Source organism: Snodgrassella alvi, from assembly GCF_040741455.2.
Classification (GTDB): domain Bacteria; phylum Pseudomonadota; class Gammaproteobacteria; order Burkholderiales; family Neisseriaceae; genus Snodgrassella; species Snodgrassella alvi_E.
Map to the genome: position 1 here is coordinate 1,033,181 of NZ_CP160328.2, position 26,104 is coordinate 1,059,284.

Below are 26,104 nucleotides of genomic sequence, written 5' to 3' on the forward strand. Positions count from 1 at the left end.
TTTTTTAAGCGGCGGTTCCAAATTTAACTGTGCTGACACGCTGTTTGCAAGACTATTATAATGTACGGCGATAGCAGGATAAAGTTTAGCCTGCAATCCAAACACGACAAAAGCATACTAAAAAAATAAAATTCGGCTATAATTTTACTTATAACTGATTTAAATGATTGGATAATAGTGAATGAAACGGCTTAGCCTAATCATTTAACTACACATACATCAGCACCAAAACCTGAGAATAAGCAGATGAAAATCAATATTAAAGGATCAGAACCAGCTGGTTCAACGCCCGAGGGCAGCAGCTGGGAACGCAATTTACTAGAAAAACTATTGCTTGAAGTATATCGTGAGCAGCGGCGTAATCGAATCTGGCGCTGGTTCTGGCGTCTTCTATGGCTTCTGATTTTTATCTTGATAATTATTGCTTCTTCTGGCAGCAGCAAACCAACCGGTGCCCATACAGCGGTTATTAATTTGGAAGGCACCATCAGCAGTGACAATAATCAGGCCGATTTATTACGTAAAAGCCTGAAAGAAGTGTATAAGAACAAAAATGTCAAAGGAATTATTATTCGTGCTAATAGCCCCGGCGGCTCCCCGGTTATTTCCAGCATCGCATATGAAGAAATTCGATATTTTAAAGCCAAACATGCCAGCATACCTTTATATGTTGTAACTGAAGATATGTGTGCTTCCGGTTGTTACTACATTGCCAGTGCCGCAGATAAAATCTATGCAGACCCGTCTAGTTTGGTCGGCAGTATTGGAGTAATTGGCAGCAGTTTTGATTTTACGGGATTGATTGATAAACTGGGCATTAAACGCCGAGTTAAAATTGCCGGCAGTAATAAAGATATGGGTGACCCTTTTGTTCCCGAAACACCGGAACAGGCACAAATCTGGCAACAGATGTTGAGCAGCATCCATGAACAGTTTATTCAGGCTGTACAACAGGGAAGAGGCAAACGTTTGAAAATTGCTGAAAACCCAGATATCTTCAGTGGCCGTGCGTATACTGGAGAAGAAGCCAAAAAAGTGGGACTGATAGACGATTTTGGCAATGTTTATACTGTCGCACGTGATGTAATCGGTGCACCTGATTTAGTAGATTACACTGCTGAAACCAGCTGGGAAAAACGTTTCAGCAAAAGTATTGGCAGCACTATGCTGCAAAACATCCGCGGCATGACTGATCAGCCTTGGTAAATGCCATTAGATATAATTGCAAATCTTTTGTAAAAAAATTATGCCCGTTTATGTTCGCCACAATTATTGATAAACATAAACGGGCAATTTTTTAAGCGTATCCTGATTAATACAACAGGCAATTTCTTTTTCAAACATGCGCTTTGTATCACCAGCCAGCTAACTTGAAATATACCTAATTAAATGATTTATTTCACCAACACATACTGAATTTAATTGTTTTCCACTCGAATTGATAGAGTTGTTGGTTATAATATTTCTCCACCTTATCCAGCATCAATATCATGTATTCGCTTATAAAATCTTTGTTATTCCGACTGGATCCGGAAAAGACCCATTATCTGTCATTGAAATGTTTACAGCTGCTACATCGTTATCACTGCGGTTTTTTGCTGACAGACGGGCAAGCTTCTGCCAATAACAATCAAAGCACCAGAACAGACAGCAATTTAATAGACTTAATGGGTTTGACTTTACCCAATCCGGTGGGATTAGCGGCTGGTCTGGATAAAAATGGTGAGTATATTGATGCACTGTCAATGTTGGGTTTTGGCTTTATCGAAGTTGGCACCGTTACACCGCTACCACAGGCAGGCAACCCCAAACCGCGTTTATTCCGGTTACCAGAACATCAGGCTATCATTAATCGCATGGGCTTTAATAACTATGGTATCGATACCCTGATTGATAACATTGTAAACAGCCAATATCGTGGCATACTAGGAATTAACATTGGAAAAAATGCTGCCACTCCCATAGACAAAGCCACTGATGATTATCTAATCTGTCTTGAAAAAGCCTATCCTTATGCTAGTTATATAACTGTAAATATTTCATCCCCCAATACACGCAATTTACGCAGTCTGCAAAGTGCCAGCGAATTGGACAGACTCCTGAATCATTTAAAAAACCGGCAGGCGCAGTTAGCAACGCGTCACAGCCGTTATGTCCCCATTGCTGTTAAAATTGCACCAGACCTGACTGAAGACCAAATTACTGCATTAGCAGATGTAGCATTAGCCACCCAGATTGACGGCATTATTGCCACAAATACCACTATAGATAAAACGATGCTGGGTAAGCATCGATATGCACAAGAAACTGGAGGATTATCCGGTCGTCCAGTGCAACCACAAAGTAATCAGGTATTACGCCACCTATCTGCGCTGCTTGAAGGGAAGATTCCTCTTATCGGTGTAGGCGGAATTAACACTGGCGCCGATGCAGCTGAAAAAATCAGCCTTGGTGCCACTGCAATACAGCTGTATTCCGGCCTGATATTTCGTGGCCCCAAGCTCATCAATGAATGTATTCGTGCGTGCAGTAAGCTAAATTAGAGACCCAACAGATTAATATTATTTATTTCGCTTCAATATGTATTCTTGTTTTACATGTTGGTAAAGCATGATCACGAAAACCTGCTCTGCCCCATTACAGAATTATGTCGTTTTCGTGCATTGAATTTGCTGATAGCTGTCTTTCTGCAGCTGCGTTTGGCATGACGCTTGTGCTGCGCTATGATATTAGTCATAAGCAAGTATTCGCCCAGATTACTTTGCACAGTCCTGTAGACAATTATCAGGACTGTACAAAGTGATTTGATTAAATTGAAAGCCCTATCTATCATGCATAACAGCGACATATCGCTGCCGAAGGATATCCAGCGGCCGGCTGAAGCGGTATTGGTAAATATTACTCCGAAAGAAACCCGTGTAGCCGTTATGGAAGAAAGCAGCTTGTGTGAAATTCACATTGAGCGCAACTGTGGTCATGGCCTGGTTGGTAATATTTATAAAGGAATTGTGCGCCGCGTATTACCTGGCATGCAAAGTGCTTTTATTGACATTGGCCTTGAGCGAGCAGCTTTTCTGCATATTGTCGATGTACTGGAACAGCGCCAGAAACCTGAACAACCTTTACGCATCGAACATATTTTGCATGAAGGTCAGAATATAGTGGTACAGGTTATTAAAGACCCTATCAACACCAAAGGAGCACGCCTGTCCACACAGATATCATTAGCTGGACGCTTTCTTGTACACCTACCTCAGGATCAGCATATCGGTATTTCACAGCGCATTGAGGATGAAGAAGAACGTAATCAATTAAGAGAACGTTTGGAAAATTTGTTACCGGATGGTGCCGGTCATGGCTACATTATCCGTACTAGTGCAGAAAACGCTACTGATGCAGAATTGCAGTCTGATATCAATTATTTAACCAAACGCTGGCAAAATATTCAGCAACTGGCTAAAACCAGTGCGCCCGAAACATTGTTATATCAGGATCTGCCTTTGTCACTGCGTGTACTACGAGACATGTACAGCGACAATATTGATAAAATAATTGTTGACTCAAGAGTCAATTATGAGTTGATGTGTGAATTTGCTACCAATTATTCTCAAGGTGCACTGGATAAACTGCAATTATTCCAGAATGATAGCCCCTTGTTTGAAGCTTACAATATTGAAGCAAGAATCACACAGGCTTTGCAGCCACGCGTTAACCTTAACTTTGGTGGTTATATCATTATTGAGCCTACCGAAGCCATGACCACTATTGACGTAAATACCGGCGGATTTGTCGGTGCACGCAATTTTGAAGAAACTATCTTCAAAACCAATCTTGAAGCCTGCCATGTTATCGCACGCGAACTGAGATTGCGCAATCTAGGTGGCATCATTATCATAGACTTCATTGACATGGCTGATGAAGCACATCAGCAGGAAATTCTCACTGAGCTGGCACAGGCACTGGCGTACGACCGCACCCGTGTCACTCTGAATGGTTTTACCAGTCTGGGACTGGTAGAACTTACACGTAAGCGCACGCGTGAAAATCTGGCCCAAATCCTGTGTGAACCTTGTCCTACCTGTCAAGGGCGCGGCCGCCTTAAAACCGCACAAACTATTTGCTATGAAATTCAGAGGGAAATTATACGGGAATCCCGACGCGTGAATGCACAGGAGATACGTATACTGGCCGCTCCGAGTGTAATTGATTTGTTTCTAGATGAAGAAGCACAGTCATTGCAATGCTTAAGTAAATTCATCGGCCAACCGATTACGCTAGCTGTAGAGACCACATACAATCAGGAACAATATGATATTGTTCTGCAATAGAATTAATCTGCAAACGAGAAATGAGAAGTATGAACTTACCTGACGCTGCACAGGCCGAAACCCTGTGGCAAACCATTCGTCGAGAAACTGAATATGCAGTGCGCAACGAACCCATTTTGGCCAGCTTTCTGCATTTGAGCGTATTGCGACATAAAAACTTTGCCCGCATGCTCGCTTTTCATCTGTCCACCAAAATGTCCAGTGCGGTGATGGATGCGCGTGCATTGTTCGAAATATATTTGGAAGCCTTAGAGCAGGATTCGGCCATTATTCATGCAGCATTGGCGGATATCGTAGCCTATTATGAGCGCGATCCAGCCTGCGATACTTATTCCTTGCCCTTATTGTATTACAAAGGTTTTCATGCCATTCAAACGCATCGGATAAATCATTGGCTCTGGCAGCAAAACCGCCACACCCTTGCCTATTTCCTGCAAAACCGAGCTTCAGAAGTACTAGGAGTGGATATCCATCCCGCAGCATCAATGGGCTATGGCATTATGATTGACCATGGAACCGGAGTGGTAATTGGTGAAACGGCTGTGCTCGGGAATAACATTTCCTTGCTACATGGCGTCACACTAGGTGGTTCCGGTAAAGAAAGCGGTGACCGGCATCCGAAAATCAGTGATGGGGTAATGATAGGAGCCAATGCATCAGTATTAGGCAATATTCGCGTACATACCTGTGCCAAAGTCGGTGCTGGCAGCGTAGTGGTCAATGATGTACCTGAATACTCTACCGTTGTTGGCGTACCTGCACGGGTTATTAGCAAAACCGATAATCATGAGAGTCCAGCACAGGAAATGGATCAGCGGATTTAATATTCAGTTTACTAGGCCTTGTTCTGCTTAGACGATAATAATTATCCGAAAAAAATATGGGTTTAATTTAGTTTTTGCCTTGATGATACTTGAATTTCATATAAAAAATTTACAGGATCTTCCTTAAATCACTTTAGTAAACTTGAATAGTCAATATTAAATATATTGAGACGAAATGTCAGTTAGTCCAGATCAAATCAGCTTTTTTCATTTTATGAATGTATATGATAAAAGCCGGTTTATTTAGATAATTTAAGCCTTAAATATTTATTTAGTATAATAAAAGCAAAGCATAAAAAAACGCAAACACTGTATAGAGTTTGCGATTAATATGGTGGCGAATCAGGGATTCGAACCCCGGACACAAGGATTATGATTCCTCTGCTCTAACCGACTGAGCTAATTCGCCGTATCTCGTTTTAAGAGAGACGCAATTATACGATATTTTTTTGCGCACGCAAGCATCATTTAAGCAAAAACTATCAAATTATTGTTTTAAAAAATAATTTTATTTAGCTTAAAGGCTTAAATTTTCTTATACCTGAAAAATTCTTGCATTGTTTGTTGTAGCAGACTTTGCCATTCTGGTCAGTGCCGCATAGGTACAGCAAAGCTTTATGTTACAATTCAGCCATTTTTATATTCTGCTATTTCAAGGAATATCATGAGTTTGAAATGTGGCATTGTGGGTCTGCCCAATGTAGGCAAATCCACCCTGTTTAACGCCCTTACCCAGTCTGGCATTGAAGCTGCTAACTATCCTTTCTGTACCATCGAACCGAATGTCGGCATCGTTGAAGTACCGGACGATCGTATGGCCGAACTGTCCAAAATTGTGAATCCGAAACGGACTCAGCCGGCTATTGTAGAATTTGTTGATATTGCGGGATTGGTAGCTGGAGCCAGCAAAGGTGAAGGGCTGGGTAATCAGTTTCTGGCCAATATTCGCGAAACCGACGCCATTGTGAACGTAGTGCGCTGCTTTGACGACGACAATATTGTGCATGTTGCCGGTAAGGTTGACCCGATTTCTGACATAGAAGTGATTGGTACGGAACTGGCACTGGCAGATCTGGCCAGTGTGGAAAAAACTATTGTTCGCGAAAGCAAACGTGCTAAATCCGGTGATAAAGAAGCACAGAAACTGGTAGCCGTCCTTGAACGTTTGCAGCAACACTTGCTAGAAGGCAAACCAGTACGCGCAGCCGGTCTGGATCAAGATGAATTAGCTCTGATTAAACCACTGTGCCTGCTCACGGTTAAGCCAGCCATGTATGTGGCCAATGTGGCCGAAGATGGCTTCGAAAACAATCCCCATCTACAGCGCCTGCAACAACTGGCCACTGAAGAAAATGCACCAGTTGTAGTTTTATGTGCAGCCATGGAAAGCGAAATAGCAGATTTGGATGAGGCTGATAAAGTAGAATTTTTAGCTGAAATGGGCTTAAAAGAACCAGGATTAAACCGCCTGATCCGCGCCGGTTATGAATTACTTGGCCTGCAAACTTATTTCACCGCCGGCGTTCAGGAAGTTAGAGCGTGGACAATCCATAAAGGCGATACAGCACCGCAGGCAGCCGGTGTAATCCATACAGATTTTGAACGCGGATTTATTCGTGCACAGGTCATTGCCTATGATGATTTTATTGCCTGTGGCGGCGAAGCTAAAGCCAAAGAAGCCGGTAAAATGCGTGCCGAAGGTAAAGAATATATTGTCAATGACGGCGATGTTATCCATTTCTTGTTCAACGTCTGACCTAATTCATAACCATTCACGAACAGCCCGTCAGGGCTGTTTTTTCGACCAGCTAAAACGCGATCCATCAGATAGACATTAGCTGTTTTATCATGTCTTGCTAGCAACGATAATGAAATATGCTTTTATCAATCATACTCAACTGAAGAATAATCAATTTATAGTAGGTACAAATGCACTGGCAAACAAATCGTGTAAAATAAAGCATCATTATTAATCAGCTAATCAGAAAACAGGCTGTCTGGCCAAATTGGGCATATTCGATTAAAGATATATGCCATTTCGAAATTCAGATAACCAACATTTCCCTGTTTCAGACAACTTTTATTTGAAAGTATAAATTTTTACCATGACCAGTGTTGTATACGATTTACAGCAACGTGGCCTGATTGCTCAGACCACTGATGCAGAAGCGCTTGATAACTTATTAAACCAGCAAAAAATCACCTTATATTGCGGTTTCGATCCCACTGCAGACAGTCTGCATATCGGCCATCTATTACCTATCTTGGTTCTGCGCCGTTTTCAACTTGCCGGACATACCCCTATCGCCCTTGTAGGCGGCGCTACAGGCATGATTGGCGACCCCAGCTTCAAAGCACAAGAACGTTCACTTAATACACTGGAAACGGTACAGGAATGGGTAGCCAAAATCCGTACCCAGTTAGAACCATTTCTCAGTTTCGATGGCAATAATGCGGCAATCATGGCCAATAATTTTGACTGGTTTGGCAGCATGAACTGTCTGGATTTTCTGCGCGACATCGGTAAGCACTTTTCTGTGAATGCTATGCTGAATAAAGAATCAGTGAAACAGCGTTTAAGCCGTGATGATGTCGGTATTTCATTTACGGAATTTGCCTACGCCCTGCTTCAAGGCTATGATTTTGCTGAATTGCATCGCCGTCATGGTGCCGTATTACAAATTGGCGGTTCAGACCAGTGGGGTAATATAACAGGCGGTATCGATCTGTCACGTCGTCTGCATCAAGCTACCGTTTACGGATTAACCCTACCTCTCGTAACCAAAGCCGACGGTACCAAATTCGGTAAAACCGAAGGTGGCGCAGTATGGCTCAGCGCAGAAAAAACCTCTCCTTATCAGTTCTACCAGTTTTGGCTGAAAGTTGCGGATGCCGATGTCTACAAATTCCTCAAATACTTTACCTTCCTCAGTGTGGCCGAAATAGAATCCATTGAAGCTCAAGATAAGGCCAGCGGTACCAAACCGGAAGCTCAGCGTATTCTGGCTGAAGAAATGACAAGACTGATCCACGGGGAAGAAGCGCTGGCAGCAGCGGAGCGAATTTCTACAAGCTTATTTGCCGAAGACCAAAGTGCGCTTACAGAAAGCGATTTTCAGCAATTATCTCTGGACGGTTTACCCACTTATACAATCAGTGAATCCATCAATATCGTACAAGCATTAACCACAACAGCACTGGCCAAATCCAACAATGAAGCACGCGGCTTCATCAGTCAAGGAGCGGTCATGGTAAACGGACAAAAAATCAACACTGCTGACTATATTTTCAGTGACAGCGACAAACGTTTCGGCCGTTATACCATTGTACGCCGTGGCAAACGCAACCACGCCTTGCTGATATGGCAATAATTCTACAGCTTCAGTAAGCACATCACTCAAGGGAGTCAATATGAGTAATCACAGCACCATTTTGCAACACCTGCCCGTTGGCGAGAAAGTCGGTATCGCTTTTTCCGGCGGGCTGGATACTTCTACAGCTTTGCTGTGGATGAAACTGAAAGGCGCATTACCTTACGCCTATACAGCCAATCTAGGACAGCCGGACGAAGATGATTATGATGCCATTCCTAAAAAGGCACTAGAATATGGTGCAGAAAAGGCTCGCCTGATTGATTGCCGCACACAGCTGGCACATGAAGGAATCGCCGCTATTCAAAGCGGTGCCTTTCATGTTCACACCGGCGGTATGCCGTATTTCAACACCACACCATTAGGGCGTGCAGTGACCGGTACCATGCTGGTAGCGGCCATGAAAGAAGATGAAGTGCATATCTGGGGAGACGGTTCAACCTACAAAGGCAATGATATAGAACGTTTCTATCGCTACGGACTGTTAACCAATCCCGCTTTACGCATTTATAAACCGTGGCTAGATCAACAGTTTATAGACGAGCTGGGCGGACGACATGAAATGTCTGAATTTCTCATAGCTCAGGGCTTCAACTACAAAATGTCTGTAGAAAAAGCCTACTCCACTGATTCCAACATGCTGGGCGCAACCCATGAAGCCAAAGATCTGGAAATGCTCAACAGCAGCATGAAAATTGTGCAGCCCATTATGGGCGTAGCATTCTGGGATGAACAGATAACAATTAAACCTGAAGAAGTATGTGTTCGTTTCGCAGAAGGTGTACCAGTGGCATTGAATGGAATTGAGTTCAATGATCCTGTAGCACTGATTATGGAGGCCAATCGTATCGGTGGGCGCCATGGTCTCGGTATGACCGACCAGATTGAAAACCGCATCATAGAAGCCAAATCACGCGGCATCTACGAGGCACCGGCAATGGCTTTGCTGCACATTGCCTATGAACGCTTACTGACGGGTATTCACAACGAAGACACCATCGAACAATATCGTATCAATGGTCTGCGTTTAGGCAGATTACTGTATCAAGGGCGCTGGTTTGATTCACAAGCACTCATGCTGCGCGAAACAGCTCAGCGTTGGGTAGCCAAAGCCATTACTGGTGAAGTGACATTGGAACTGCGTCGCGGCAATGATTATTCCATACTCAATACTGAATCTCCGAACCTTACCTACCAGCCGGAACGGCTTAGCATGGAAAAAGTTGATAGTGCCGCTTTTTCTCCTGCCGACCGTATTGGCCAGCTCACTATGCGCAATCTGGATATTATTGATACACGCAATAAACTCGGTATTTATACACAAAGTGGGCTGTTATCAGTTAATCAAGATGCATTGCTGCCCCAATTAACCGATAAAAAAGACACGTTGTAATATTTATTAAGCTTTAAACCGGATAGTGTTGGTTTACTATCCGGTTTTTATTTTTACCTGCAATCATTTGCACCAGAATAGAACCTAGTATCTTAACCAACATAATTTGAAGATTTAAAAATTTTGTTTTAATACATTAAGACGATCAATTTCTGTAAGTAAATGTTTTAAATCAAGCTTGCAGCACTTCATAAGCTTATAGACTTACATTTGAGAGATAAATAGAAAATTACGCTTCAGAACGAACCATTATCAATAATGATAGATATGTATCATTACCGTATGAATCATTATATTATTTGTATAAATACATAATGATGAGTTGATTAATGAATAAAACAGAAAATTTCAGTCGCCATGGCTTTACCATCATCGAAGGGCTGATAACAGAAGACCAGCTAGCTCAAATCGAATAGCAACTAATACAATTTAAATTAACTAATGCTGGAAACCGGGAATTACTCACCCAGCCGTGGTGCCAGCAGCTAGCTGAAACATTAAAAATGAATGCTCAGCTTGCGCCTTTGCTGCCGATCAATACTGTAGCCATACAATGTACATATTTTAAAAAAACGGCTGAAAAAAACTGGTTGGTGGCTTTACATCAGGATTTAAGCATTCCTGTCAGACACCACTTATCCGCAAAAGGGTTTAGCGGCTGGTCTCACAAACAGAATATGCTGTTTGTACAACCGCCCATACAATATATGGAACAATTGGTCGCAGTGAGAGTACATATTGACGATTGCTTACATGAGCATGGGCCACTGAAAGTGGTTGCAGGTACACACCGTGATGGAAAAATAGCAGAAGCAGATTTGCCTCGGATTCGCGACCAAATAGGTGAGCAGGAATGTACAGTAGTGAAAAGAGATGCAGTAATCATGCGTCCACTTATCGTACATTCATCTTCTAAAGCAATCCAGACCAATGGAAGAAGGGTGTTACATTTTTTATTTGCGCCCGCCACACTGGCTGAAACCATTCCGTTTGAATTCTGTGTCTGAGCATTGATTAATCACAAAATAAAGCAACCAAATTAATGCAATAAAATTTGATTTTTGTGCAGTAAATACCAGACCCATTCTTTTATTTATTTTCTACTCTTCATAATCAGCCTTGATTAAGCAAAAATATTGTATTTATTTCAAAAATACAATTTGAGTATGCTAATCAACAAAGATACACCATTGCTGATAAATTGTTTACAGCCGCAGTATCTTTCATCTGTAGGTGGATTCAGAACAGCCCATAGTTTTCTGGATTAACCCATAACAGCATAAATTTTCAGATATCCGCTAAGGTACAAGTGCGTTGCCATAAAGATGTTTTACAGCGTAAATGGCCAACATAATGCAAAGGATAAATTGGTACGACAGAAGGTATATCACCACTACGCATATGAAGTAAATCTGCAGGCGCTACCCATTCAGCAGGCGTATTGGTTAGCGGCAGCCCAGCATAACGATACGCTGCTACCACAAATTGGGAGCAGAAATAGCGGTCAGAAGAAAAAGGGGTGACCTGCACCACTGCCATAGTATTCAAGCATAAATGGCGAAAGGCACGAGGTATAACGGGCAGCTCACATACTTTACGAGTAATAGTATATGGGGTCTGTTTGGCAATACCTAGATAATTGTATTTACTACCCGCTTCAGCCTGAGCAAAAGTACGAATTTTTTCTGCCTGCAACCCGGTTAATTGCGGATGGCGATAAACCACCAGTAAGGGGCTTTCATCCACACTTTCCGCAAGTGACATAATATGCACACCACTGCCAACAGCTTCGGCAATTTCTCCCTCTCCCAAGTATAGAAAGGCATGACTAATCGATGTATTACCAAACAGACGTAATACACGCGAATTAAAACTGGAATCGGCGGAAAATAAAATATCACCCACTTGCAAATCCATTGGCTGCACTATAACTACGCCAGTTTGTGGAGCCGTATTCTGGCTCTGAAACTTTACTGCTACATGTTTTTTATCTCCTGTTGCATCAGGAACTCGCTGAAACTGTGCCGCACACGCCGCCAGCACACAACAGCAAATACATAAAAACAGCAATTTTGATTGTTTGAGTCCAGAACAGATTACATATAGTTTTTGTTTTAAATTTGCCATTATGATGCGCAGAATTGTTACTGAAGCATTACCTATCAATGCTACTTCCCCAAAATTTATGCTTGATCAAAGCCAATCTAAATAGGTACTTTTAAACAATACAATTAAAATCTATCAATTCTTAGTAAATACTGATTATTTTACTTTCCATAATAACATATATTTACATAAATAATTCGGTCCACTTCAAGCATTAGTTCCAATAAGATTTTTCTTAAAGGATGGTTACACGGTTCATTTTTTTATCGTTAAAACTTCATTGCTTAATTCAAACTCAAACAAAAAACCCTGCTCATAGCAGGGTTTTTAATTACCAAAGAAGCTAAAATTATTTAACTTTTTTAGCTACCATGGTGCGGATTTTAACGTCTACACGACGGTCAGGTGCGATACATTCGATCAAAGCAGCACGTTTCTTAGCAGCTGAAACTTTTTTACCCAGTTTAGCTACTTCAGCCTGACAAGATTCGGTCATACGAGCTTCGGATTTACCCAAGCCAACAGCAGAGATTTTCTCAGCAGGTACACCCTTAGAAACCAGATATTCAGCAACAGCATGAGCACGACGATCAGACAGAGTTTTGTTGTAAGCTTCAGAACCTTTAAAGTCTGTGTGACCTTCAACACGTACAACCTGTACGCTGCTATCAGCCAGACGGGTAGCCAATTGATTCAGAGTATCAATAGCTTCTGGACGAAGTGTAAATTTATCAAAGCCAAACAAGAAGTTAGCTGATAAAGAAACAGTTTCATCAACAAATTTCGGTGCTTCTGGAGCAGCCTGAACTACAGGGTGACCACAGTTGTTACCCAGAGTAGGATCTTTATCGTCGTTGAAACGGTTTTTCACGCACTCAGGGGTGCCATCAGCACCATTTTCACGAGTGACAAGAATTTCGCCAGTACCTTTTTCAGGAGCAGAACTGGTAGTATAGCCATTGTAAGCACCAGCAGGTTCACCGGTCCAGTCGGCACCCGGTACAACACCATTGGCAAAAGCGGCAGTTGAAGCAGCCATAGCAACAATCAATGCGCTCAATTTTAGCTGTTTGGTCATGTTATTCCCTCATCAAAAAATTTGTTATGTGTTGATTCAGCCAGAAATAAGCCTGATCAATACACAAATACCATTTACAGGCCGCTCAAACCGGGCGGGTAGCTTGGTAAATCAGGTCTATACTATAAAAAACCGCAGCATAAACTGTCAATATGCAAACTACCAAGGCTAAGCTGCTAGACGACCCGCTTCCTAACTGTGCATCATGCCTAAAAAACAACTTTGTGTCACTTATTTACAACTAAATTCACACCATTACGCTAATTAAGTTGCATTAAAACAACAAGGAAGCCATAGCCTGCCTGATAGGCCGCAGCAAACGGATTAAGCTGAGAAATTGTTAAGACAACAATAAAAGTGTCTCATGTCAGAATGGGTAAATTGAGTTATGATGCAGATAAAGAAGCTTTTTTGTTGTATTTGAGCGACAGTAGATAATGCCAAACTTAAAGGGGCAGAAACAATATGAAGCTGCAACAGTTGCGCTATGCGGTAGAAGTATATCGTCAGAATCTGAATGTATCGGAAGCAGCAGAAGTACTGTTTACTTCCCAGCCAGGGATTTCAAAACAGATTCGCATGCTGGAAGAAGAACTGGGCGTGCCACTGTTTATCCGCCATGGTAAACGCATGGTGGCGGTAACAGCTCCGGGCAAAATTGTACTGGAAACCGCCGAGCGGGTATTGCGTGAAGTACAAAATATCAAACGCATCGGTACTGAATTTGCTGACCAAAATATTGGTTTTCTTACGATTGCCACCACTCATACCTTGGCACGATATGCATTACCAAAAGTTGTAGCGGCGTTTGTTGAACGCTATCCTCAGGTACAGCTGAGTATTCATACTGCTAGTCCGAAAGCTATTAGCCATATGGTATTGGATGGCGAAGTGGATTTTGCCATCGGTATGGAAATGGAAGTTGAGCACCCTGAACTTCGTAAACTAAGTTGTGAAGCATGGAATCGCAGTGTAATTGTTCCAGATAATCATGCGCTGCTGAGTCTCAACCGACCATTACGGCTGGAAGACATTGCTGCATATCCTTTGATTACCTATGATATTGCGTTTAGTGAACAATCTAAAATTGCCCGCGCTTTTACTCAGGAAGGCTGTAATATACCTAAAGTAGCACTGGCTTCGGCTGATACCGACGTAATCAAAACCTATGTTAAACAAGGATTGGGGATTGGACTGATCGCCAGTATGGCTTTTGACAGCTTACAGGACCAAGGTCTACAGATACTGAGTGCCGAACATCTATTTGAGCCTTCATTTTCACAAATTATTCTCAGACATGATGTTTATCTTCGAGGCTTTGGCTACGAGTTTCTGACTCTGTATGCACCGCGGCTTACTCGCTCGCTGATTGAGTCTGCGCTGTATTCACCTTTTGAAGAAGATTTTTCAATTTAAGCAATATTTTAAGTCAAAAGCCATTTTATACAGAATGTATAAAATGGCTTTTTAATCACTATAATCAGCGATTATGGCATCAGCATGCCTCCGTTGACATGTATAGTCTGTCCTGTGATGTAGCGTGCTTCTTCACTAGCAAGAAACAATACCGCTGCAGCAATATCTTCAACAGTACCGAAATGATGTAATGCAGTTTGTGCGACAAAGGAATCTCGTTGTTCCTGTGGCAGTGCCTGTGTCATATCGGTTTCAATAAAGCCCGGAGCCACACAGTTTACGGTAATACCACGCGAACCGACTTCCCGTGCCAATGATTTGCTAAATCCGACCAAACCAGCTTTGGCCGCCGCATAGTTTGTCTGACCGGCATTGCCGGTGAAACCGATTACCGAAGTCACATTGATAATACGTCCCCAGCGGGCTTTCATCATGCTGCGAGTGACAGCTTTACTGGCACGGAAAGCAGATTTGAGATTGATCTGCATGATCTCATCCCATTCGGTTTCTTTCATGCGCATCAGAAGGTTGTCACGAGTTATACCGGCATTATTTACCAGTATGGCGATATTGCCGATATTACTTTCGATATCTGCTATCAGATTTTCAATACTGTTTTCTTCAGCGATGCGTAATTCACGCCCTTCTCCACCAAATTTAGACAGTGCTTGATTAATACTGGCTACTCCTGAAGCAGATGTGGCAGTACCAATGACTTTTGCACCTTTTTCTGCCAAAAAGCGGGCAATTGCCGCTCCAATGCCACGAGTAGCTCCAGTTACCAGTGCAACTTTTCCTGTTAAATCCTGATTCATTATTTTTTCTTTCAGCTAGCTGCATGTGCAGCAATAAAATTTTCAATGGTCTCAACAGTCGTAAATGCAGTACAGCTGGCACTTTTATCTATACGTTTAGTCAGACCGGCCAGTACTTTACCCGGACCACATTCTGCAAATTCGGTAATACCCTCTGTGACCATTTTGCTGACGGTTTCTGTCCAGCGTACCGGTGAATACAACTGTTCCACCAATGCCTGCCTAATTGCTTCCGGCTCACTATGCACAGCCACATCCACGTTATGTAATACTGGAATTTGTGGTGTTTTGATTTCTGTTTGTGCCAACGCGGTAGCAAGTTTAGCCGCAGCAGGTTTCATAAGACTGCAATGTGATGGTACAGAAACCGGTAATGGCAAAGCACGTTTAGCGCCAGCTGCTTTAGCCAGCTCACAAGCGCGGTTAATTGCTTCAGTGCTACCGGCAATCACTACCTGTCCGGGCGAGTTAAAGTTCACTGCTTCGACAACAGATCCGGACAGTTCGGTCTGTGCCTGCAGACATACTTGCCGTACACCATTATCATCCAGTCCTAGTATAGCGGCCATTGCACCTTCACCGTTCGGTACAGCTTCCTGCATCAGCACAGCACGCAGGCGAACCAGTTTTACAGCATCTTCAAAGGCCAGACTACTGGCTGCAACCAAAGCTGTATACTCACCCAGACTATGGCCAGCTAGCATAACAGGATTTTGGCCATGCAGCTGCTGATAAACACGCCATGTAGCGATACCTGCTGTCAGCATCAGTGGCTGGGTATTAATGGTTTCATTCAGAGCAGCAGTATCTTCGCCATTCATCAGCGCCCATAAATCCTGCTCAAGCACTGCTGAGGCTTGGTCAAATGTTTCTTTAACCACAGGCATGTCATTGAAACCGGCCATCATATTGAGACTTTGAGACCCCTGACCGGGAAAGAAAAAAGCAATACTCATTGTTTTCCTTGATATGAATTAAACTGACTTCTGATTAATTATAAATGTGGCGGTAGGTTGGCTTGCAGAGGCTGATTATGATGCAGATACATTTTTGCTCCAGCCGGTGCACCTATTGCATAAGCCAGATTGGCTTCTAGAGTCTGGGTAAACGGCCCTTTATAGATTTTATTGCCCATATGAGTGAGATTAGATTGCGCATCTATGTAGACTTTGCCGCCTAGCTGATTCCATAAACGGCAAAAACTGAAATCCTCAGATAAGTAACGTTTGGTCTGCGGATCAACCAAACAATCGTAAAAACGGTAGTGATAGCCCTGATTGGCTACACCAAGCGAATCAGGCTGATATTGCAGCTCAGGATAAGCTTCCATCAGACGAGTAAAAACCTGACGTTTTATCACCATAAAACCTGTCGGTGCTTCTGGTAATTCAATAAACCCTTCGTCATCAACCTCTACATGCACTTCACGATTCTCATCTTCGCGAGTGATATTAATGGTATAGCGTGTATAAGCAGCATTAAACTGCTGCTGGGTCATATGCGCATCAATACCATCAGGCGGCCAAGATTCTCGCTTGAGCGGATACACACCGGCAACAATATCACGATCAGACAGAAGCAGGCGCTGAAATGCTTCGGTTGAAAATCCGATGTCCGTATCTATCCAGCACAGATGCGTCCATTCGGAATGAGCCATAAACTCAGCAACACAGTTATTACGGGCTCGTGTAATCAGGCTTTCACCCTGATGCATGAATACCTGAAGGGGAAAACCGGCACGACTATGTGTGTCCACTAAAGCCAGTAACGATTGCACATAATTGCCGAAGTAACGGCCATCATGGCTGGGAGACATGACAACTGGATACATACTTGCTAATGCAGTTTGAGGTAGCATAATCCGACTCTGAAAAACAAGGTTAGTATTTCAGGGTAATGGCTCCCCAGGCGAATCCGCCTCCTATTCCTTCAAGCAGCAATGTCTGGCCATGGCGGATTCGTCCGCTTCTAATACCTTCATCAAGAGCCAGTGGGACAGATGCTGCTGAAGTATTACCCTGCTCTGACAGCGTAACAATTACTTTATCCATAGGCACTCCCAGATGGCGTGCTGTGGATTCGATAATACGCAGATTAGCCTGATGCGGAATAATCCAGTCTATATCAGCTGGTTGCAGATTGGATTCTTCGATCACTTCTCTAGCCACATTGGCCAGTGCTTTAACTGCGAATTTATAAACTGCCTGTCCATCCATGTAGAGATATGGCGAACCTTCTATAGAACCGGCAGCAATCTTTCCCGGTGTTTGCAGAATTTGGCTATAACTGCCGTCTGCCTGTAATTTGGTACTAATGATACCACCTTCCTGTTCGGAAGCACCAAGAATCACTGCACCGGCACCGTCACCAAACAGAACACAAGTGCGCCGGTCATTCCAGTCCAGCAGCCGGCTAAATGTTTCGGCTCCGATTACCAGTGCGCGCTTCGCCATTCCACTTCTGATATAAGCGTTGGCTGTAGCCATGGCATACATGAATCCGGCACAAACTGCCTGAACATCAAATGCCGGACAGCCGGCAATACCAAGTTTGTTTTGTACGATACAAGCGGTAGCCGGAAATGTCATATCCGGTGTAGAAGTAGCCACGATAATCAGATCAATGTCTTTTGCACTTATGGCTGCATCGGCCAACGCTGCTTTGGCTGCAGCAACGGCCAAATCACTGGTCTGTTCATTTTCTGCGGCAATATGGCGCGCTTTAATTCCTGTTCGGGTAGCAATCCATTCATCAGAAGTATCGACGATTTTGCTCAGGTCATCATTAGTCAGCCGGCGTGCAGGCAGATAACTGCCTGTACCCAGAATATGAGCATTTAGCATGGCATAGTCTTTATTTACAACAAAGGCCACATTTTAAACAAAGTCATTTAACTTGTCTGCCTTTGTCACAGAGTGATTATTCTTCCAGTGCAGCCAGCTGCTGCGCCACACCAGCCTGAATTTTGGTGATTGAATCTGCTTTAATGGCTTTGTAAGCTTCCTGCAAGGCAAAACAGAAACCAATAGCATCGGTACCACCATGGCTTTTGATCACCACGCCACGCAGACCCAGAAAAATAGCACCGTTAAAGCGGCGCGGGTCGAGGCGGCGTTTAAATCCTTTGAGGGTAGGTAAAGCAATCAACGCAGCCAATTTGTTGTATATGCTCCGAGTGAATTCTTCCTTAACGACTGTACCAACAAATTTAACCGCACCTTCAATGCTTTTAAGCATGGCATTGCCGGTAAAGCCATCGACAACCAGCACATCCACCTCAGATGTAAAAATAGCGTTGCCTTCTACATTGCCAACAAAATTCAAATCGCTGCGCTGTATTAGCTGGTGCGTTTCCTTTACCGTGGCATTACCCTTGATATCTTCTGTACCCACATTGAGCAATCCCACCCGCGGTCGAGTGTTTTCAGGCGAAAGGGCGGCTACTTGCTGGCTACCTACAATGGCAAACTGTAAAAGCTGAGCACTGCTACAATCAACGTTGGCACCCAGATCCAGTACCAGTGTCATGTGGTTATTGCGGCCAGGTAAAAACTTAGCTATTGCCGGCCGGTCAATACCGGCAATGGTTTTCAGTACAAAGCGCGCAGTTGCCATCAGAGCGCCGGTATTACCGGCTGACACAGCAGCCTGTGCCTGCCCTTCTTTAATCTGGTTTATGGCCACACGCATGGAAGAATCTTTTTTATTTTTAAGTGCTGAAGTTGGCTCTTCATCCATACCGACGACTTCACTGGCCGGACAGATTGTAATCCGCTCCAGTGAAGCATTGGCTTTGATCAAAGCATTTCTGATTTTGGTTTCATCTCCGACCAGAATCAGTGCTGCATCAGTCTGCTGCTGTAAAAATGTCAGCGCTCCAGGAATGGTCACATCCAATCCGAAGTCACCACCCATTGCATCTACTGCGATGGTTTTTAAGGTCATAACCTATGCCTCAGGAGTTGTCTGCGCAGCTACATTTTCATAATGCTCATCAATATCAAGGGCATCCCATGGATAGTTAATCCACCAGTCATCAACCTGAATGGCACTGTAAAAAGGTAAATCTGCTGGCAACACCCCTTTTTTGGGTTTGCGTTTTTCATGCAGCACGGCTACACCAAGCTGCTGAAATCCTTCATGCTGTAATTCACGAACACAGTATTCGAGCGTGGCTCGACTGTCGTCCACTTCGTCAACAATCAGCAGTTTCTTGTCTTTCATTTTCTCGTCAAAGCCATTTGTCCATTGAATTTTCTGCGGACAGTCAGTTGGACGGTCATTGATATCGTAATAAGACAATGTAACGGTATAAACAGGAATATTCAGAAAGCTACGTAAGATACGTGCCGGAATGAATCCACCGCCGCCAATAGCAATCATTGCATCGAATGATTGTCCTGATTTCTGAATTTTTTCGGCCAATTGCTTGATGGCACGATGTATGTCTTCGTAGTTATACCAGATTTTTTTCATGGGAAACTCGAGTCAATATACAGCAGGCCGCTGATGGCTGCTGGTAAAGTGAAAGTATTATTTTAGCTGGAAAATATATCCTGCTAATTATGGATACAAAAAAGCCAGTGATTGCACAAGCAATGTCTGGCTTTCATACGCTCTGAATAATCACAGATGTGAGTTATTCACCTTTGGCTTTAATTACCTTGCGTCCACGGTACATACCATTCGGGGAAATGTGGTGACGCAGATGTACTTCGCCGGTAGCGGTGTCAGTAGACACCTGTACAGCGGTCAGTCCGTCATGGGAACGGTGCATACCACGTTTTGAAGGTGATTTTTTGTTCTGTTGTACTGCCATGTTAAAGCTCCTGGAAAATTAGGTAAATTCGTTAGTGGCCGCTTTTCAGTCCTGCCAGTTTGGCAAATGGATTGCCAGCGTCTTGATTGGTTTTGGTTGCCAGAGTGTGATCACAGTCTTCATGTCGCGGAGCTACCGGAATGGCCATTAAAATCTGGTCTTCCAGAAGCGCAGTCAGATTATATTCTGCACTCCATACCATGCCTTCGAGTGTTTCATCAGCGGCCATGGCCTCGTCCAATAGCTGTTCGCTGGCAAAGAGCACCACACGCGACTGGTCATTCAGCGTCCAGGAAACAGCCTGTAAACAGCGCTGACACACCAGTTTTAGTTCACCTTCTATACTGATATCGATAAAAGGACGCTGCCAACGGTCAATACCTCCGCTGACTTTATACTGGATAACGCCATCGCGTTGTGCTAAAAGTTCATGTGACCAGACCCGCCGATCCAGTGCTTGAAGCTGCAATTGACCGCTGAGTTGTTGCTGTTCACGAGTGAACGTCGCCGTATCAATCAAAATAGGGTCTAACATAAACGGCGGATGATATAATTTAAGCTTTATCATGTCAATGAGTTCGCACTTATGCCGAATGAGAAAAAGCTGATTCTGGCTTCTAGTTCACGTTTTCGTCAGCAGCAGCTTAGGCAGTTGCATATCCCTTTTGAAGCGGTTAAACCTGATTTTGAAGAAACACCACTTGCGGCAGAAACCGCACCACAGACTGCATTGCGTCTGGCCGGAGGTAAAGCACAGTCACTGGCTGAGCTTTATCCGGAAGCACTGATTATCGGCTGCGATCAGGTAGCTTGGTGCCGTGAACAGCAATTAGGCAAACCTCTGACCGTGGCAAAAGCACAACAGATGCTGAAATATTTAAGTGGTCAGGAAGTGATATTTTATAGTGCACTAACTCTGCTGAATGTAGCTGAAAAGCGTCAGCATCAGCATATTGATGAAACTCGCGTGCAAATGCGCGCTCTGACTGATACACAAATTAATCATTATTTAACACTTGAAGCAGATGCAGTGTACTGTGCAGGAGCGGCAAAAAGCGAAGGACTGGGAGCACTGTTGATTAAACAGATTGACACCATTGACCCAAATGCATTGATTGGTTTACCAATTTTTCGTCTGGTGGATTTTTTGCTGGCAGAAGGTATTAATGTTCTATGAGTAATCCGGTGCTTTATCTGATTCCTACACCATTGGGTACAGCAGATACGCCTTGCCTGCTGGCACATGAACGGGAATATATTGTTGATTTGACTGATTTTGTGGTTGAAGCAGAAAAAACTGCACGGGCGCATTTAAAAGCGTTTGGTGTACATACGCCGATTCGGGAGCTGAATCTGCGTACTTTAAATGAACATACTCTGGAACGCGATATTGCTGTTTTATTAGAGCCTTTACAGGCCGGGCGTAGTATGGGCTTACTGAGTGAAGCCGGCTGTCCAGCTGTGGCCGATCCGGGCGCACAACTGGTTGCACTGGCTCATCAGGCTGGTTTTACGGTCATACCGCTAGTAGGCCCTTCCAGTATTATGCTGGCACTGATGGCTTCAGGAGCAAATGGTCAGTGTTTTGCATTTAAAGGTTATCTGCCGGCTGAAAAAAATGCGCGGATTGAACGGTTGCGCGTTTTGGAAAACCGTTCACGGCAGGAAAATGAAACTCAGCTTTTTATTGAAACGCCTTACCGTAACGATGCTTTGCTTGCTGATGCTATTGCCAGCCTGCATCCTCAAACTCGTCTGTGTATTGCCGCGGATTTAACGCTGCCTACTCAAACTATTATTAGTCAGAATATTGCTAAGTGGCGCAGCATGAAAACCTTGCCAGTGCTGAAAAAAAGACCCTGTTTGTTTGTGTTGTATGCGGGCTGATAGCTGATAGACATTTTTTATCAAATTATTTCTTCACTACCCTTGTCAAGGTACATATGGCTGCCTATAATGCACAACTTATTTCGGAGTGTAGCGCAGCCCGGTAGCGCACCTCGTTCGGGACGAGGGGGTCGAAGGTTCGAATCCTTTCACTCCGACCAGATTTCTAAAACCGTCTGTACCAGTGTACGGACGGTTTTTTATATACACTGCAATATATGCCATTGTACTTTTATTGTAAATAATTAATCCTTCTATCTATACCAAAGTAAATTATATTATGCTGTATGGTAATAATTTTTTTTAACATATTGTTTTTATATTATTATTTATCATCCATTCTACTTGAGTAGCATATAACTGTCATTTAGTAATTAATAATGCTTTTCTGTTAAGTTATGTTGGCTTTATAATCAACAAATTATGTCTCTTATGGCTCATAATAAATTCTATACTCTGTAGTTTTTAAACACAAACCATCGAAAGATCAGTATGTTACCACTCGAAATTGAGGAAATGAATCCGCCACCGAAAAAACAGCGGTGGTATCAGGTTCTTTATGTACAGGTAATAATTGCCATTATTATTGGTATTTTACTTGGCAATTTTTTCCCCAGTGTTGGCGAAAGCATGAAGCCGTTGGGAGATGCTTTTATCAAGTTAGTTAAAATGATCATCTCACCGGTTATTTTCCTTACTGTGGTAACCGGCATCGCTGAGATGACCAATATGAAAACCATGGGACGAGTGGCCGGCAAAGCCATGGTTTATTTTCTGACCTTTTCTACGCTGGCTCTGGCTATCGGTTTGATTGTGGCCAATATTGCTCAGCCAGGTCATGGTCTGAATATTGACCCGAGTTCTTTACAAAGTGCAAAAGTACATGAATATGTACAGAAATCACATGAATCCAGCCTGACTGGTTTTCTGATGGACATCATTCCAACTACAGCGATGAGTCCGCTTACTAATGGCAATATTTTGCAAACTCTGTTTATTGCCATTCTGTTTGGTATTTCACTGGCATTGATTGGTGAAAAAGCCCGTCCGCTGATTAATATCTTTCAGGATTTATCGGCTCCGGTTTTCAAAATGGTGTCTATTCTGATGCGTGCGGCTCCAATAGGTGCGTTTGGTGCCATGGCGTTTACTATCGGTAAATACGGTATTAGTTCGATTGGTAATCTGCTCTATTTGATTCTGACTTTCTATATTTCTTCGGTATTGTTTATTCTGATTGTGTTGGGTGCAGTAGCACGTTACAACGGTTTTTCGATTATCAAACTCGTGAAATACATTAAAGAAGAACTGCTGCTGGTACTGGGTACTAGCTCTTCCGAAGCGGCTTTACCTACACTGATGCAGAAAATGGAAAAAGCCGGCTGTCAGAAATCAATTGTGGGGCTGGTGGTACCAACGGGCTATTCCTTTAATCTAGATGGTACTAATATTTACATGACAATGGCTGCGCTGTTTATTGCACAGGCATGTAATATTGATCTTACTCTGGAACAGCAGGTTCTGCTGCTGCTTGTAGCCATGCTCAGCTCTAAAGGCGCAGCGGGTGTGACTGGCGCTGGCTTTATTACACTAGCTGCTACATTATCTGTTGTACCATCTGTACCGGTAGAAGGCATGGCGCTTATTCTAGGTATTGACCGCTTTATGTCTGAATGCCGCGCCCTAACTAATCTAGTAGGAAACGCCTGTGCCACGATTGTGGTGGCTCGCTGGGAAAAAAGTTTGGATTCAGAACGCCTACATGAGGTATTGAACAAATAGCTCTTTCGGAGCATCACAGCTCATGTCAGACAATAGTAGGTAATAAGTGATGGAATAAGTATTTCGTCACTTATACTAATACATCCAATAAAAAAAAGACCCGTTAAATTAAACGGGTCTTTTTTTATAGCTTAAATCAACCGACTTTCATACCGGGTCTGGCACCACTATCCACATCCAGTAAAAACAATTTGCCATTTCCGGCGGCAGAAGTAATCATGCCTTCTGACATACCGAATTTGGCCATTTTACGAGCTGCGAAATTGGCCACCACAATAACCATGCGGCCGACCAGTTTTTCCGGCTCTGGATAGCTGGCCGCGATACCAGAAAAGATGGTGCGTTGTTCAAAACCAAGGTCTACCTGAAATCTCAGTAATTTGCTGCTACCTTCCACTTTTTCACAGCTCATTACTTTGGCGACGCGCATATCAATTTTCATAAAGTCGTCAAATGAAGCGGTGGCAGCCACTGGTTCATACGAGGCTGCCGGAACCTCTGCTGTCGGCTGGATATTCTGACAATTGGCGGCAATTAGGTCATCTATCTGTTTTTGTTCAACACGCTGCATGAGATGCTGATAGGTATTAATGCTGTGGCCGGCAGGTAATACAGAAATACTATCAGACCATTTTAACGGAGCCACATTAAGAAAGGCAGCCGCTTCAGTGGCCAGTTGCGGTAATACAGGTGACAGATACACTGTCAGGATACGAAAAGCATTAATCAGCTCGCTACATACCTGCTGTAACCTTGCTTCCTGCCCTTCCTGCCGTGCCAGTTCCCATGGTTTGTTGGCATCGACATATTCATTCACCACATCAGCCAGTGCCATGATTTCACGCAGAGCGCGTGCATATTCGCGTGCTTCATAGCTGGCGGCAATGGTTTCACTCTGTGCCTGCAACTGCGGCAGTAATGAGCTGGTGCTGACGTCTGTTAATTTACCTTGAAAACGCTTGCTGATGAAACCAGCTGCGCGGGCGGCAATATTGACATATTTGCCGACTAAATCGCTGTTCACGCGGGCAATAAAATCATTCAGATTTAAATCCAGATCTTCAATTTTGCTGTTGAGTTTGGCTGCAAAATAATAACGCAGCCATTCTGGATTCAAGCGTTGTTCTAGATAAGAACGTGCAGTGATGAATGTACCACGGGATTTAGACATTTTCTGCCCGTCAACGGTAAGAAAACCATGAGCAAACACACCGGTTGGTGCGCGCATATTGGCATATTTCAATGTAGCCGGCCAGAATAGTGCATGGAAATAGAGAATGTCTTTGCCAATGAAATGATACATTTCGGTATCGGTATTAGGTTGGAACCATTGCTCAAAATCAACGCCAATACGGGTACACAGATTTTTAAAGGAGGCCATATAGCCAATTGGGGCATCCAGCCATACATAAAAATATTTGCCCGGTGCATCCGGAATTTCAAAGCCGAAATAAGGAGCATCCCGACTGATGTCCCAATCACTCAGATTGTCATCATCTAACCACTCTTTCATTTTATTCAGGGCTTCTGCCTGCAGGTGAGATTGCATGCGGCCATCTGCCAGCTGAGTACTGCCGGCAGTCCATTGCTTCAGATAATCAGCACACTCGCCAAGTTTGAAGAAGAAGTGTTCTGATTCTTTCAGTACCGGTGTAGCACCGGAAATCGCTGAATACGGCTCAATTAGCTCAGTTGGGCTATAAGTCGTGCCGCAGACTTCACAATTATCACCATATTGATCTTGTGCATGGCATTTTGGACATTCGCCCTTTACAAAGCGGTCTGGCAGAAAAAGATTTTTTTCTGGATCGAATAGTTGTTCAATCGTACGGCTTTCAATTTTGCCATTGGCTTTTAAGGCCAGATAGATGCTGCGTGATAAAGCTTCGTTTTCTGGAGAATGGGTGCTGTAATAGTTATCGTAGCCAATGCCGAAACCACTAAAGTCGGCCAGATGGTCTTCCCGTACTCTGGTAATCATTTCTTCTGGCGAGATGCCTTGCTTTTGTGCCGCCAACATTACCGGAGTGCCGTGAGTATCATCAGCGCAGACGTAATAACATTCGTGGCCACGTGCTTTTTGAAAACGTACCCAGATATCGGTCTGGATGTGTTCTACCATATGTCCCAGATGTATGTTGCCATTGGCGTACGGCAAAGCTGAGGTAACCAGTATTTTGCGTTGTTGTGTCATGATTTGCTGTATCGTTGAAATTCACTAAAAACTACTGAAATTATACCAGAGCCTTTTTGCTGCAACAGTAATGACCGCTGGCAGCTTAATG

23 protein-coding genes and 2 tRNA genes are annotated in these 26,104 nt (G+C 43.5%); 13 read left to right on the forward strand and 12 right to left on the reverse strand.

The window, feature by feature from the left end; genetic code table 11:
• The first annotated feature begins 246 nt into the window (after positions 1 to 246).
• The 4 genes from sppA (at position 247) to cysE (ending at position 5,152) form a co-directional block, all read left to right on the forward strand.
• Complete coding sequence (gene sppA, locus ABU615_RS04725; RefSeq protein WP_367418954.1) at positions 247 to 1,206, forward strand: signal peptide peptidase SppA; 960 nt, start codon at positions 247 to 249, stop codon at positions 1,204 to 1,206.
• A gap of 284 nt (positions 1,207 to 1,490) precedes the next feature.
• Entirely contained in the window at positions 1,491 to 2,543 is a 1,053-nt protein-coding gene (locus tag ABU615_RS04730; RefSeq protein WP_370389298.1) for a quinone-dependent dihydroorotate dehydrogenase, read from the forward strand.
• Positions 2,544 to 2,831: 288 nt separating this feature from the next.
• Positions 2,832 to 4,328: a ribonuclease G gene (gene rng / locus ABU615_RS04735; protein WP_367490817.1), complete on the forward strand. Its 1,497-nt coding sequence runs from the start codon at positions 2,832 to 2,834 to the stop codon at positions 4,326 to 4,328.
• A 29-nt stretch (positions 4,329 to 4,357) separates the two neighbouring features.
• A complete protein-coding gene (cysE, locus tag ABU615_RS04740; protein ID WP_367487047.1) occupies positions 4,358 to 5,152 on the forward strand; it encodes a serine O-acetyltransferase in 795 nt (264 codons plus the stop codon).
• Between the two features lie 332 nt (positions 5,153 to 5,484).
• On the opposite strand, the gene ABU615_RS04745 is transcribed toward cysE, so the two are convergent.
• Positions 5,485 to 5,561, reverse strand: a tRNA-Met gene (locus tag ABU615_RS04745).
• A gap of 255 nt (positions 5,562 to 5,816) precedes the next feature.
• Here ABU615_RS04745 and ychF point away from each other — a divergent pair.
• The 4 genes from ychF (at position 5,817) to ABU615_RS04765 (ending at position 10,923) form a co-directional block, all read left to right on the forward strand.
• On the forward strand, positions 5,817 to 6,908 hold the full coding sequence (gene ychF / locus ABU615_RS04750; RefSeq protein WP_100157306.1) for a redox-regulated ATPase YchF: 1,092 nt from the start codon (positions 5,817 to 5,819) through the stop codon (positions 6,906 to 6,908).
• A gap of 349 nt (positions 6,909 to 7,257) precedes the next feature.
• Positions 7,258 to 8,523 (forward strand): tyrosine--tRNA ligase, encoded by a 1,266-nt coding sequence (tyrS, locus tag ABU615_RS04755; RefSeq protein WP_370389299.1) that lies wholly within the window; start codon positions 7,258 to 7,260, stop codon positions 8,521 to 8,523.
• 40 nt (positions 8,524 to 8,563) lie between these two features.
• Positions 8,564 to 9,916 (forward strand): argininosuccinate synthase, encoded by a 1,353-nt coding sequence (argG, locus tag ABU615_RS04760; RefSeq protein WP_370389300.1) that lies wholly within the window; start codon positions 8,564 to 8,566, stop codon positions 9,914 to 9,916.
• A gap of 503 nt (positions 9,917 to 10,419) precedes the next feature.
• Positions 10,420 to 10,923: a phytanoyl-CoA dioxygenase family protein gene (locus ABU615_RS04765; protein WP_370389301.1), complete on the forward strand. Its 504-nt coding sequence runs from the start codon at positions 10,420 to 10,422 to the stop codon at positions 10,921 to 10,923.
• Between the two features lie 280 nt (positions 10,924 to 11,203).
• Here the strand turns inward: ABU615_RS04765 and ABU615_RS04770 are convergent, their stop codons facing one another.
• Together ABU615_RS04770 and ABU615_RS04775 are read right to left on the reverse strand one after the other, a co-directional pair.
• Positions 11,204 to 12,043, reverse strand: a complete 840-nt coding sequence (locus ABU615_RS04770) for a hypothetical protein (protein ID WP_370389302.1) — start codon at positions 12,041 to 12,043, stop codon at positions 11,204 to 11,206.
• Between the two features lie 328 nt (positions 12,044 to 12,371).
• A complete protein-coding gene (locus tag ABU615_RS04775) occupies positions 12,372 to 13,100 on the reverse strand; it encodes an OmpA family protein (protein WP_100140463.1) in 729 nt (242 codons plus the stop codon).
• Positions 13,101 to 13,565: 465 nt separating this feature from the next.
• Here ABU615_RS04775 and ABU615_RS04780 point away from each other — a divergent pair, with 465 nt between their 5' ends.
• A complete protein-coding gene (locus ABU615_RS04780; RefSeq protein ID WP_100140464.1) occupies positions 13,566 to 14,516 on the forward strand; it encodes a LysR substrate-binding domain-containing protein in 951 nt (316 codons plus the stop codon).
• A 71-nt stretch (positions 14,517 to 14,587) separates the two neighbouring features.
• Here the strand turns inward: ABU615_RS04780 and fabG are convergent, their stop codons facing one another.
• The 8 genes from fabG to ABU615_RS04820 form a co-directional block, all read right to left on the reverse strand.
• Positions 14,588 to 15,334 (reverse strand): 3-oxoacyl-ACP reductase FabG, encoded by a 747-nt coding sequence (gene fabG, locus ABU615_RS04785; protein WP_370389347.1) that lies wholly within the window; start codon positions 15,332 to 15,334, stop codon positions 14,588 to 14,590.
• An 8-nt stretch (positions 15,335 to 15,342) separates the two neighbouring features.
• Entirely contained in the window at positions 15,343 to 16,287 is a 945-nt protein-coding gene (fabD, locus tag ABU615_RS04790) for an ACP S-malonyltransferase (protein ID WP_367487039.1), read from the reverse strand.
• Positions 16,288 to 16,325: 38 nt separating this feature from the next.
• Positions 16,326 to 17,189, reverse strand: a complete 864-nt coding sequence (locus ABU615_RS04795) for a hypothetical protein (protein WP_267404168.1) — start codon at positions 17,187 to 17,189, stop codon at positions 16,326 to 16,328.
• A 22-nt stretch (positions 17,190 to 17,211) separates the two neighbouring features.
• Positions 17,212 to 18,174, reverse strand: coding sequence for a beta-ketoacyl-ACP synthase III (locus ABU615_RS04800; RefSeq protein ID WP_367578896.1), 963 nt, complete (start codon positions 18,172 to 18,174; stop codon positions 17,212 to 17,214).
• A 76-nt stretch (positions 18,175 to 18,250) separates the two neighbouring features.
• Positions 18,251 to 19,276 (reverse strand): phosphate acyltransferase PlsX, encoded by a 1,026-nt coding sequence (gene plsX / locus ABU615_RS04805; protein ID WP_267392154.1) that lies wholly within the window; start codon positions 19,274 to 19,276, stop codon positions 18,251 to 18,253.
• A 3-nt stretch (positions 19,277 to 19,279) separates the two neighbouring features.
• Positions 19,280 to 19,807 carry a phosphoribosyltransferase gene (locus ABU615_RS04810; RefSeq protein WP_100140469.1) on the reverse strand — a complete coding sequence of 176 codons (528 nt, stop codon included), beginning with the start codon at positions 19,805 to 19,807 and terminating at the stop codon, positions 19,280 to 19,282.
• Positions 19,808 to 19,970: 163 nt separating this feature from the next.
• The gene (rpmF, locus tag ABU615_RS04815; protein WP_100140470.1) at positions 19,971 to 20,150 is read right to left on the reverse strand and encodes a 50S ribosomal protein L32; all 180 of its coding nucleotides are present in this window, start codon (positions 20,148 to 20,150) and stop codon (positions 19,971 to 19,973) included.
• A gap of 31 nt (positions 20,151 to 20,181) precedes the next feature.
• Positions 20,182 to 20,718 carry a DUF177 domain-containing protein gene (locus ABU615_RS04820; protein WP_369608547.1) on the reverse strand — a complete coding sequence of 179 codons (537 nt, stop codon included), beginning with the start codon at positions 20,716 to 20,718 and terminating at the stop codon, positions 20,182 to 20,184.
• A gap of 18 nt (positions 20,719 to 20,736) precedes the next feature.
• On the opposite strand from ABU615_RS04820, the gene ABU615_RS04825 reads away from it, so the two are divergent.
• The 4 genes from ABU615_RS04825 (at position 20,737) to ABU615_RS04840 (ending at position 23,819) form a co-directional block, all read left to right on the forward strand.
• Entirely contained in the window at positions 20,737 to 21,327 is a 591-nt protein-coding gene (locus tag ABU615_RS04825) for a nucleoside triphosphate pyrophosphatase (protein WP_367487029.1), read from the forward strand.
• Positions 21,324 to 22,037 (forward strand): SAM-dependent methyltransferase, encoded by a 714-nt coding sequence (locus ABU615_RS04830; protein WP_100140472.1) that lies wholly within the window; start codon positions 21,324 to 21,326, stop codon positions 22,035 to 22,037. Before ABU615_RS04825 ends, ABU615_RS04830 begins: the two co-directional genes overlap by 4 nt.
• Before the next feature lie 84 nt (positions 22,038 to 22,121).
• Positions 22,122 to 22,198, forward strand: a tRNA-Pro gene (locus tag ABU615_RS04835).
• Between the two features lie 331 nt (positions 22,199 to 22,529).
• The gene (locus ABU615_RS04840) at positions 22,530 to 23,819 is read left to right on the forward strand and encodes a dicarboxylate/amino acid:cation symporter (RefSeq protein ID WP_100140473.1); all 1,290 of its coding nucleotides are present in this window, start codon (positions 22,530 to 22,532) and stop codon (positions 23,817 to 23,819) included.
• Between the two features lie 136 nt (positions 23,820 to 23,955).
• Here the strand turns inward: ABU615_RS04840 and metG are convergent, their stop codons facing one another.
• Positions 23,956 to 26,013, reverse strand: a complete 2,058-nt coding sequence (metG, locus tag ABU615_RS04845) for a methionine--tRNA ligase (protein WP_370389303.1) — start codon at positions 26,011 to 26,013, stop codon at positions 23,956 to 23,958.
• Positions 26,014 to 26,104: the final 91 nt, after the last annotated feature.

What these genes read in the sequence shown, in the direction of transcription:
- ABU615_RS04840 (WP_100140473.1), top strand. Translation starts at nt 22,530, where the DNA reads ATGTTACCACTCGAAATTGAGGAAATGAATCCGCCACCGAAAAAACAG.
- metG (WP_370389303.1), bottom strand. Translation starts at nt 26,013, where the DNA reads ATGACACAACAACGCAAAATACTGGTTACCTCAGCTTTGCCGTACGCC.
- cysE (WP_367487047.1), top strand. Translation starts at nt 4,358, where the DNA reads ATGAACTTACCTGACGCTGCACAGGCCGAAACCCTGTGGCAAACCATT.
- argG (WP_370389300.1), top strand. Translation starts at nt 8,564, where the DNA reads ATGAGTAATCACAGCACCATTTTGCAACACCTGCCCGTTGGCGAGAAA.
- ABU615_RS04800 (WP_367578896.1), bottom strand. Translation starts at nt 18,174, where the DNA reads ATGCTAAATGCTCATATTCTGGGTACAGGCAGTTATCTGCCTGCACGC.
- ABU615_RS04775 (WP_100140463.1), bottom strand. Translation starts at nt 13,100, where the DNA reads ATGACCAAACAGCTAAAATTGAGCGCATTGATTGTTGCTATGGCTGCT.
- plsX (WP_267392154.1), bottom strand. Translation starts at nt 19,276, where the DNA reads ATGACCTTAAAAACCATCGCAGTAGATGCAATGGGTGGTGACTTCGGA.
- ychF (WP_100157306.1), top strand. Translation starts at nt 5,817, where the DNA reads ATGAGTTTGAAATGTGGCATTGTGGGTCTGCCCAATGTAGGCAAATCC.
- ABU615_RS04810 (WP_100140469.1), bottom strand. Translation starts at nt 19,807, where the DNA reads ATGAAAAAAATCTGGTATAACTACGAAGACATACATCGTGCCATCAAG.
- fabD (WP_367487039.1), bottom strand. Translation starts at nt 16,287, where the DNA reads ATGAGTATTGCTTTTTTCTTTCCCGGTCAGGGGTCTCAAAGTCTCAAT.
- ABU615_RS04825 (WP_367487029.1), top strand. Translation starts at nt 20,737, where the DNA reads ATGCCGAATGAGAAAAAGCTGATTCTGGCTTCTAGTTCACGTTTTCGT.
- ABU615_RS04765 (WP_370389301.1), top strand. Translation starts at nt 10,420, where the DNA reads ATGAATGCTCAGCTTGCGCCTTTGCTGCCGATCAATACTGTAGCCATA.
- ABU615_RS04780 (WP_100140464.1), top strand. Translation starts at nt 13,566, where the DNA reads ATGAAGCTGCAACAGTTGCGCTATGCGGTAGAAGTATATCGTCAGAAT.
- ABU615_RS04795 (WP_267404168.1), bottom strand. Translation starts at nt 17,189, where the DNA reads ATGCTACCTCAAACTGCATTAGCAAGTATGTATCCAGTTGTCATGTCT.
- ABU615_RS04770 (WP_370389302.1), bottom strand. Translation starts at nt 12,043, where the DNA reads ATGGCAAATTTAAAACAAAAACTATATGTAATCTGTTCTGGACTCAAA.
- ABU615_RS04830 (WP_100140472.1), top strand. Translation starts at nt 21,324, where the DNA reads ATGAGTAATCCGGTGCTTTATCTGATTCCTACACCATTGGGTACAGCA.
- sppA (WP_367418954.1), top strand. Translation starts at nt 247, where the DNA reads ATGAAAATCAATATTAAAGGATCAGAACCAGCTGGTTCAACGCCCGAG.
- ABU615_RS04730 (WP_370389298.1), top strand. Translation starts at nt 1,491, where the DNA reads ATGTATTCGCTTATAAAATCTTTGTTATTCCGACTGGATCCGGAAAAG.
- rng (WP_367490817.1), top strand. Translation starts at nt 2,832, where the DNA reads ATGCATAACAGCGACATATCGCTGCCGAAGGATATCCAGCGGCCGGCT.
- rpmF (WP_100140470.1), bottom strand. Translation starts at nt 20,150, where the DNA reads ATGGCAGTACAACAGAACAAAAAATCACCTTCAAAACGTGGTATGCAC.
- tyrS (WP_370389299.1), top strand. Translation starts at nt 7,258, where the DNA reads ATGACCAGTGTTGTATACGATTTACAGCAACGTGGCCTGATTGCTCAG.
- ABU615_RS04820 (WP_369608547.1), bottom strand. Translation starts at nt 20,718, where the DNA reads ATGATAAAGCTTAAATTATATCATCCGCCGTTTATGTTAGACCCTATT.